This window comes from Kitasatospora sp. NPDC093102 (assembly GCF_040683915.1).
Taxonomy (GTDB): domain Bacteria; phylum Actinomycetota; class Actinomycetes; order Streptomycetales; family Streptomycetaceae; genus Kitasatospora.
In genome coordinates this window covers 698,937-707,607 of the sequence record NZ_JBFBFA010000001.1, presented here as the reverse complement: position 1 = coordinate 707,607, position 8,671 = coordinate 698,937, and the positions used below count along the sequence as shown (strand labels likewise).

Below are 8,671 nucleotides of genomic sequence, written 5' to 3'. Positions count from 1 at the left end.
ACCTCCGCCGCGAACGGAGCGATCTTCGCCTCGGCCAGCGAACGCACCGCCTCACGGAGCATCCCGTGCTCCTCGGAGATGCGGAAGAGATCGAAGTCAGCCGCCCCTGCGCTGCCCGCCATGATGCCTGCCTCGTCGTTCAGTGACCGACGCCCGAGCGAGGTCCGATCGACGCCCGGTCCGCGTCGAATCCGCGGTTAACTACCGTTCAGTAGAGATCCTAGGGCGCCGACCTGCGGCTGCCTAGCGTCCCGCGCGTGCAGGCGATCCCGGTGCGCACTTCGCGGACGGATAGCATCGGGGCATCCGTACTGGTCGCGTCCGCATCCAAGGAGAACCCGTGACCCTCCGCATCTCCGTGATCGGCACCGGCTACCTCGGCGCCACGCACGCCGCCGCGATGGCCGAGTTCGGCTTCGAGGTGCTGGGTCTGGACATCGACCCCGACAAGATCGCCATGCTGACCGCCGGCCGCGTTCCGATGTACGAGCCGGGGCTGTCCGAACTGCTCCTCAAGCACGTGGCCGGGCACGAGGGTTCGACGGGGCGACTGCGCTTCACCACCTCCGCCCAGGAGGCCGCCGAGTTCGGCGACGTGCACTTCGTCTGCGTCAACACACCGCAGCGCAAGGGCGAGTTCGCCGCCGACATGTCGTACGTCGACACCGCGATCGACGAGCTCGCGCCGCACCTGACCCGCCCCGTCCTGGTGGTCGGCAAGTCCACCGTCCCGGTCGGCTCGGCGGCCCGGCTGGCCGAGCGGCTGGCCGCGCTGGCGCCGGTCGGCGAGGGTGCCGAACTCGCCTGGAACCCGGAGTTCCTGCGTGAGGGCTTCGCCGTGCAGGACACCCTGCGGCCGGACCGGATCGTGGTCGGCGCCCAGAGCGAGCGGGCCGAGCGGCTGCTGCGCGAGGTGTACGCGGATCCGATCGCGGCCGGGGTCCCGTTCATGGTCACCGACTACGCGACCGCCGAACTGGTCAAGGCGGCCGCCAACTCCTTCCTGGCCACCAAGATCTCCTTCATCAACGCGATGGCCGAGGTCTGCGAGGCGGCCGGCGCGGACGTCACCCAGCTCAGCAAGGCGCTCGCCTACGACGAGCGGATCGGCGGCAAGTTCCTCAACTCCGGCCTCGGTTTCGGCGGCGGCTGCCTGCCCAAGGACATCCGCGCGTTCATGGCCCGGGCCGGCGAGCTCGGCGCCGACCAGGCGCTGACCTTCCTGCGCGAGGTCGACTCGATCAACATGCGGCGCCGCTCCCGGATGGTGGAGCTGGCCCGCGAGCAGTGCGGCGGCGGTTTCCTGGGCCGCCGGGTCGCCGTCCTCGGCGCCGCCTTCAAGCCCAATTCGGACGACATCCGGGACTCCCCCGCCCTCAACGTGGCCGCCCAGATCCAGCTCCAGGGCGCCCAGGTCACCGTCTACGACCCGAAGGCCGTGGACAACGCCCGCAAGATGTTCCCCTCCCTCACCTACGCCCACTCCGCACTGGAGGCCGCCGAGGGCGCCCACGTCGTCCTCCACCTCACCGAGTGGTCCGAGTTCCGCGAGCTGGACCCGGCCGAACTCGGCACCGTGGTCGCCGAACGCCGCCTCCTCGACGGCCGCAACGTCCTGGACGCCGAGGCCTGGCGCGCCGCCGGCTGGACCTACCGCGCCCTCGGCCGCCCGAGCTGAGGCCCTCCCGATCCCCCCTCGCCGCCCCCGGGTCTCCCCGGGGGCGGCGGCGTTCCCGGCCTGTGCGGGGTCACCCGCAGCGCTCGTATCTCTTCAAGGGACTCCGTGTGACGGTCGACAGCACCGGCCGCTTCGGCGCTCCTGCTCGTGTGACTGCGCCGCAGGTCAGCGGACCGCATGCGGTTGATCAACGACACGGGCGCGTCGAGTCCGAGATCCTCTGGCCGTTCCTGTCATCGGGTTCTGACACGTGGCCGCACAACAACGGGGGTCTCGACGGGTGCCGCCACGCACCCGGCCCCGCCGGGCAACATCCGAGGCCGGGAATGCCGAGGGGCCGCCGGTCGGAGCACAACCGGCGGCCCTCGAAGACTTCGGGATCTAGCTGAACCGGCCGGCCAGGCCGAGGCGCGGGATCTCGATGGCGGGGCACTTGTCCATCACCATGTCGAGGCCGGCCGCCCGCGTCCGCTCGTACGCGGCCTCGTCGATCACGCCGAGCTGGAACCAGACGGCCTTGGCGCCGATGGCGGCCGCTTCGTCCGCGACCTCGCCGGCGAGGTCGGACCGGACGAAGACGTCCACCACGTCGACCTCGAAGGGGATGTCCGCGAGGGACGCGTACCCCTTCTCGCCGTGCACGGTCTCGGCCTTCGGGTGCACGGGCACGATCCGCTTGCCGAAGCGCTGCAGCACCTCGGCCACGCCGTAGGCCGCCCGCCGTCGGTTGGACGAGAGGCCCACCACGGCCCAGGTGTCGCCCAGTTCGCCAAGGATCTTCCGGACCGTCTCCGGGTCGCCGTACATGCCCTGCCTCCTCGCAGCCGAGTGCCGAGAACTCACCTCACCCCAGCGCCACCGCTCCCCCGGCCATTCCCGCAGGTGCCCGGCCACCGGGATCCCGCTGCTCGGCTAGGAGGCCGAGCCGTCCAGCCGGGCGATGGTGGCGATGGACGGGCGGCGGCTCGCGCGCAGCCCGGCGGCCACCGATTCGGCGTCGCGCAGGACGCGGACGGCGTTGTGCCAGGTGAGCTTGGCCAGATCGGCCTCCGACCAGTGGCGGCCGAGGAGTTCGGCGACCAGGTTGGGGTAGCCGGCCACCGAGTCCAGGCCGTCCGGCAGGAAGGCGGTGCCGTCGAAGTCGCCGCCGATGCCGATGTGGTCGATGCCGGCCACCTCGCGCATGTGGTCGAGGTGGTCGGCGACGGTGGCCGGGGTGGCGACCGGGCGCGGGTTGGCGGCCTCGAAGGCGCGCTGGCGCTCCATGGCCGGCGGGGTGGTGTCCAGCGGGTGGAAGCCGTGGGCGCGCATGTTCTCGTCGGCGGCCCGGGTCCACTCGATGGCGGCGGGCAGGATGAACTTCGGCACGAAGGTCGCCATCGCCACGCCGCCGTTGGCGGGCAGCTGGGCGAGCACGTCGTCCGGGATGTTGCGCGGGTGGTCGCAGACCGCACGCGAGGAGGAGTGCGAGAAGACCACCGGCGCCTCGGTCACCCGCAGGGCGTCGCGCATGGTGTCGGCGGAGACGTGCGAGAGGTCGACCAGCATGCCGAGCCGGTTCATCTCCCGGACGACCTCCTCGCCGAACCGGGTCAGCCCGCCGGCCACCGGCTTGTCGGTCGCGGAGTCCGCCCACGGCACGTTGTCGTTGTGGGTGAGCGTCAGGTACCGCACGCCCAGCTCGTACAGGGCGCGCAGGGTGGCCAGCGAGCAGTCGATGGAGTGGCCGCCCTCGGCGCCCATCAGGGAGGCGATCCGGCCCTCGGTGCGGGCGGCCTCGACGTCCGCGGCGGTACGGGCCAGGCGCAGCCGGTCCGGGTAGCGCTCGACCAGGGCGTGGACGAAGTCGATCTGCTCCAGGGTGGCGCTCACCGCGTGGTCGCCGGCCAGCGAGGAGGGGACGTAGACCGACCAGAACTGCGCGCCGACCCCGCCCTCCGCAAGACGGGCCAGGTCGGTGTGCAGGCGGTCGCTCTGGTCGGCGGCGAGGTCGAGCGCGCCGAGGTCGTACCCGGCCTGCTCGCGCATCGCCCAGGGGAGGTCGTTGTGGCCGTCCACGACGGGGGCGGTGCGCAACAGGGCGCGGGCTCGGTCCAGCGGGGTGAGGGAGTCCAGGTCAGCGGTCATGCGAGCTGTTCTACCCCACCCCCGCGGGTGGGCGAACTACTTGCCGAAGCCGAAGGAGGAGGAACCGGCCACCTTGGCGCGCAGCTTCTTGCCCTTCTCGGTGGCCTGGTTGTTCAGCTCGGCCTGGAAGTCGGTCATCTTCTCGGTGAGCTCGGGGTCGAAGGCGGCGAGCATCCGCACCGCGAGCAGGCCGGCGTTGCGCGCGCCGGCCACCGAGACGGTCGCCACCGGCACGCCGGCCGGCATCTGGACGATCGACAGCAGGCTGTCCATGCCGTCCAGGTAGCGCAGCGGCACCGGCACGCCGATGACGGGCAGCGGGGTGACCGAGGCGAGCATGCCCGGCAGGTGGGCCGCGCCGCCGGCGCCCGCGATGATCGCCTTCAGGCCGCGGCCGTGGGCCTGCTCGCCGTACGCGACCATCTCGCGGGGCATCCGGTGCGCGGAGACGACGTCCACCTCGTAGGGGACCTCGAACTCGTCGAGGGCCTGGGCGGCGGCCTCCATGACCGGCCAGTCGGAGTCCGATCCCATCACGATGCCGACGAGGGGAGCGTTCGAAGCGTGGCTCATCCGGTGATCGTTCCTCGCAGGTAGGCGGCCGCGTGGCGGGCGCGCTCGCGGACGTCTTCGAGGTCGTCCCCGAAGACGTTGACGTGGCCGACCTTGCGGCCGGGCTTCACGTCCTTCCCGTACATGTGGATCCGCAGCCCGGGGTCGCGGGCCATGCAGTGCAGGAAGGGGTGGTACATGTCCGGGTAGTCGCCGCCGAGGACGTTGACCATGACGGTCCACCTGGCGCGCGGGCGGGGGTCGCCGAGCGGGAGGTCGAGGACGGCCCGCAGGTGGTTCTCGAACTGCGAGGTGACCGCGCCGTCCTGGGTCCAGTGGCCGGAGTTGTGCGGGCGCATGGCCAGCTCGTTGACCAGGACACGGCCGTCCCGGGTCTGGAACAGCTCGACGGCGAGGTGGCCGACGATGCCGAGTTCGCCGGCGATCCGCAGGGCGAGCTGCTGGGCCTCGTCGGACAGGGCCGGGTCGAGGTCCGGCGCGGGGGCGGTGACCTCGGCGCAGACGCCGTTCTCCTGGATGCTCTCCACCACCGGGTAGGCGACGGCCTGGCCGCTGGGCGAGCGGACCACGTTGGCGGCCAGCTCGCGGACGAAGTCGACCTTCTCCTCGGCCAGCACCGCGACGCCGGCCAGGAACGGGGCCTGCGCCTGCTCCTCGTCGTCGACGACCCAGACGCCCTTGCCGTCGTAGCCGCCGCGGACGGTCTTCAGCACGACGGGGTACCCGGAGCCCTCGTTCGCGAACGCGGTGACGTCGGCCGGGTCGGCGACGATCCGGTGCCGGGGGCAGGGCACGTCGATGGAGTCCAGCTTGGCCCGCATCACGCCCTTGTCCTGGGCGTTGACCAGCGCGTCCGGGCCGGGGCGGACGGCGACGCCGTCGGCCTCCAGGGCCCGCAGGTGCTCGGTGGGGACGTGCTCGTGGTCGAAGGTGATCACGTCGCAGCCGGCGGCGAAGGCGCGCAGGGTGTCGAGGTCGCGGTAGTCACCGAGAACGACGTCGGAGACCACCTGAGCGGCGGAGTCCTGGGGCGTGTCGGCGAGGAGTTTGAACCTGACCCCGAGCGGGATGCCCGCCTGGTGTGCCATGCGGGCCAGCTGCCCGCCACCGATCATGCCCACCACTGGAAAATTCATATTGCCCGGGGAAGTCACGCGGCCCAGGATATCCGGGCCGGTCGGGGGTGGTGGAGCCGCCGCCGGGGCCACCGGATCGGACGCGCGTAGATGTCAACCTGCCGCCCAAGGGGCTGAGCCGTTCGATGGAAGCGGGTAGCCTGGTCGGCCGGGTCCTGGTCTGCGCGGTCCGATCATGTGCGTGCACGCAGGACTCAAGGGGTAGCCGCACCGCCGTGGTCGGCCCTTTCGACCCGCAGGCCTATGGAGGCAGTCCGGTATGGCGACGACCGCAGCTTCGAAACGCCCGCTTGCGCAGAAAATGCGCGGGCTCACGGGCGAAGTCGTGAAGTTCGGCATCGTCGGCCTGAGCGGCGTGGTGGTCAACTTCGCCGTCTTCTGGGTCTGCATCAACGGCATGGGCCTGGCCTCGGTGCGGTCGAACATCGTCGCGACGGTGATCGCGATCGCGACCAACTACCTGGGCTACCGCTACTGGCTGTACCGGGACCGCGACGCCGCCTCCCGCAAGCGGGAGATCACACTCTTCCTGGTCTACAGCGGCATCGGCATGCTGATCGAGACCGGTGTGCTCGGCTTCTCGGTGTACGTGCTCGACCTGCGCTCGCACTACGAGCAGATCGGCGCCAAGGTGATCGGCCTCGCGGTGGCCACCGTGTTCCGCTTCGTCTCGTACCGCACCTGGGTGTTCAAGGCCGTGCCGGAGCCGGTCGGGCTGCCCTCCCAGCAGTCGGCGGCTGCCGTCGGCGGCCAGGAGCTGCCCTCCCAGCAGCCGGCGGGCGCCGTCGGCGGCCCGGAGCTGGCCGCGCAGGCCAAGCTGATGCTGGGAGCCGAGCCGATCCGCTTCGCCAAGGCCGAGTAGGCCCCGCAGCCCCGCCTCTCGCCCCTCGCAGCCCCGGCAGGCCGAACCGGCCGCCGGGGTTCGCCGTGTCCGCCGCCGGCGGAGGACGGCGGTGGCCGGGGGCGAGCACGGTTGGGCGGACGATCGCGGCCGACGGGACCGGCAGGCTCGCCACGGCGTCCGTCCGGGCCCCGTGCCCGGATCGGGACCCGCTCAGTCCTGGTGGCTGCGCCCGAGGAAGAGCGCGAACACCGCCGGCTTCAGCGAGAGCAGTTCGAGCCGCCCGCCGTCCGCCTCCGCGAGGTCGCGGGCGACGGCCAGCCCGATGCCGGTGGAGTTGCGCCCGCTCACCGCGCGTTCGAACACCCGGTTGCCGAGGTCGGCCGGCACGCCGGCGCCCTGGTCCTGGACCTCGACCACCACCGAGGTGCCGGACGGCCGGATCCGCAGGGTGATCGTCCCGGCGCCGTGCATCAGCGAGTTCTCGATCAGGGTGGCCAGCACCTGGGCCACCGTCCCCGGGGTACCGACCGCGGTGACCCCGTGCAGCCCCTCCAGGGAGAGCACCCGGCCCTTCTCCCGCAGCGTCGGGCCCCACTCCTCCACCTGCTGCTTGATCACCTCGTCCAGGTCGAAGGCGACGGCGGTGGGGCTGCGCGGGTCGCGCTGGGTGGTGAGCAGCCGCTGGACCACGTCGGTGAGCCGCTCGACCTGCTGGAGGGCGATGGTCGCCTCCTCCTTGACCGTCTCCGGGTCCTCGGCGAGGGCGGTGATCTCCTCCAGCCGCATGGAGAGCGCGGTGAGCGGGGTGCGCAGCTGGTGCGAGGCGTCGGCGGCGAGCCGGCGCTCGGCGGTCAGCATCCGGGCGATCCGCTCGGCACTGGTGTCCAGCACCTCGGCGACCCGGTCGAGCTCGGGCACCCCGTAGCGGCGGTCGCGCGGGCGGGGGTCGCCGGAGCCGAGCCGCTCGGCGGTCTCGGCGAGGTCGGTGAGCGGCCGGGCGAGCCGCTTGGCCTGCCAGACGGCGAGCGCCACCGCGGCCTGGACGGCGAGCAGCGCGACCACGCCGAGCAGCAGCAGGTTGTTGGCGATCTCGTGGTCGACGTCCTCGCGGGACTGCTCGACCGTGACGGTCTCGCCGCTGTTGCCCCGCTCGACGGCCTTCAGCAGGTGGTTCCCGGCCGGGCGCTCACCCGCGGAGACCACCGGCTGGCCGGGCACCTGCACCTCGACGTAGCTGCCCTCGGTGACCTGGCTCTCGAAGGCCCGCCCGGTGACCGGCTCGCCCGCGGCGAGCCGGCTCTCGACGAGGGCGAGCACCCGGACGGCGGCCGCGTCCACCCGGTCCTGGGCCGAGTTGACGATGGTCCGCTTCTCGACCAGGGCGAGCGGCACGCAGAACACCGCGACGACCACCAGGACGACGCCCAGCAGCGAGTTGATCATCCTGCGTTTCACGCTGCCGCTCCCCGAGGTGTTCCGTTCCACCGGACGACGTCCGGCCCCGATCTCTTACGGGGGTTGATCTCCTACAGGCCCGCACGGGCTCCCACGGGCCGACGGGCTCCTGCGGGGTCAGTTCTTCTCGAACCGGAACCCCACGCCGCGCACGGTGGCGATGTAGCGGGGGTTGGCCGCGTCGTCGCCGAGCTTCTTGCGGAGCCAGGAGATGTGCATGTCCAGGGTCTTGGTGGAGGTCCACCAGGTGGTGTCCCAGACCTGCCGCATGATCTCCTCGCGGGTGACCACCCGGCCGGCGTCCCGGACCAGGACCCGCAGCAGCTCGAACTCCTTGGCGGAGAGGGTGAGCTCCTCGTCGCCGAGCCAGGCGCGGTGGGACTCGATGTCGATCTTCACGCCGTGCGCACCGGTGGTGAGCTGGTCGACGTTGCCGCGCCGGAGCAGGGCCCGGACGCGGGCGAGCAGTTCGGCCAGGCGGAAGGGCTTGGTGACGTAGTCGTCGGCGCCGGCGTCCAGGCCGACCACGGTGTCCACCTCGTCCGCGCGGGCGGTGAGCACCAGGACGGGGCAGCTCTTGCCGTCGGCGCGCAGGCGGCGGCAGACCTCCAGGCCGTCCATCTCGGGCAGGCCGAGGTCCAGGACGACGAGGTCGACCTCCTCGGTGAGGCCGGCGGCCAGTGCGGTCGGACCGTCCTCGCGGACGAGCACCTCATAGCCCTCGCGTCGCAGGGCCCGGGCGAGCGGTTCGGAGATCGCCGGATCGTCCTCGGCAAGCAGCACACAGGTCATGTGGTGATGGTAGTCCGCCGGGGTATACCCGGACGCCCTGTGAGGTAGTTCACAGAGCGTGATCGT

At 72.1% G+C, this 8,671-nt stretch carries 8 protein-coding genes and 1 pseudogene; 2 read left to right on the top strand and 7 right to left on the bottom strand.

Going from position 1 to position 8,671, the window contains the following annotated elements; all coding sequences use genetic code 11:
* Positions 1-122 (bottom strand): annotated as a pseudogene (locus tag AB0O11_RS03305) (acyl-CoA dehydrogenase family protein); the annotation flags it as partial.
* 218 nt (positions 123-340) lie between these two features.
* On the opposite strand from AB0O11_RS03305, the gene AB0O11_RS03300 reads away from it, so the two are divergent.
* Positions 341-1,678, top strand: a complete 1,338-nt coding sequence (locus tag AB0O11_RS03300; protein ID WP_363381223.1) for a UDP-glucose/GDP-mannose dehydrogenase family protein — start codon at positions 341-343, stop codon at positions 1,676-1,678.
* 381 nt (positions 1,679-2,059) lie between these two features.
* On the opposite strand, the gene AB0O11_RS03295 is transcribed toward AB0O11_RS03300, so the two are convergent.
* From AB0O11_RS03295 to AB0O11_RS03280, 4 genes are all read right to left on the bottom strand, one after another.
* On the bottom strand, positions 2,060-2,485 hold the full coding sequence (locus tag AB0O11_RS03295; RefSeq protein ID WP_363381222.1) for a CoA-binding protein: 426 nt from the start codon (positions 2,483-2,485) through the stop codon (positions 2,060-2,062).
* Between the two features lie 105 nt (positions 2,486-2,590).
* A complete protein-coding gene (locus AB0O11_RS03290; RefSeq protein WP_363381220.1) occupies positions 2,591-3,805 on the bottom strand; it encodes a dipeptidase in 1,215 nt (404 codons plus the stop codon).
* A gap of 36 nt (positions 3,806-3,841) precedes the next feature.
* The gene (gene purE / locus AB0O11_RS03285; RefSeq protein WP_224278823.1) at positions 3,842-4,378 is read right to left on the bottom strand and encodes a 5-(carboxyamino)imidazole ribonucleotide mutase; all 537 of its coding nucleotides are present in this window, start codon (positions 4,376-4,378) and stop codon (positions 3,842-3,844) included.
* Positions 4,375-5,514, bottom strand: coding sequence for a 5-(carboxyamino)imidazole ribonucleotide synthase (locus AB0O11_RS03280; protein ID WP_363381218.1), 1,140 nt, complete (start codon positions 5,512-5,514; stop codon positions 4,375-4,377). Before AB0O11_RS03280 ends, purE begins: the two co-directional genes overlap by 4 nt.
* Before the next feature lie 325 nt (positions 5,515-5,839).
* Here AB0O11_RS03280 and AB0O11_RS03275 point away from each other — a divergent pair, with 325 nt between their 5' ends.
* Positions 5,840-6,376, top strand: coding sequence for a GtrA family protein (locus tag AB0O11_RS03275; RefSeq protein ID WP_363381217.1), 537 nt, complete (start codon positions 5,840-5,842; stop codon positions 6,374-6,376).
* A 192-nt stretch (positions 6,377-6,568) separates the two neighbouring features.
* Here the strand turns inward: AB0O11_RS03275 and AB0O11_RS03270 are convergent, their stop codons facing one another.
* Together AB0O11_RS03270 and AB0O11_RS03265 are read right to left on the bottom strand one after the other, a co-directional pair.
* Positions 6,569-7,813, bottom strand: coding sequence for an ATP-binding protein (locus AB0O11_RS03270; protein WP_363381215.1), 1,245 nt, complete (start codon positions 7,811-7,813; stop codon positions 6,569-6,571).
* Between the two features lie 117 nt (positions 7,814-7,930).
* Entirely contained in the window at positions 7,931-8,605 is a 675-nt protein-coding gene (locus AB0O11_RS03265; protein WP_030058577.1) for a response regulator transcription factor, read from the bottom strand.
* Positions 8,606-8,671: the final 66 nt, after the last annotated feature.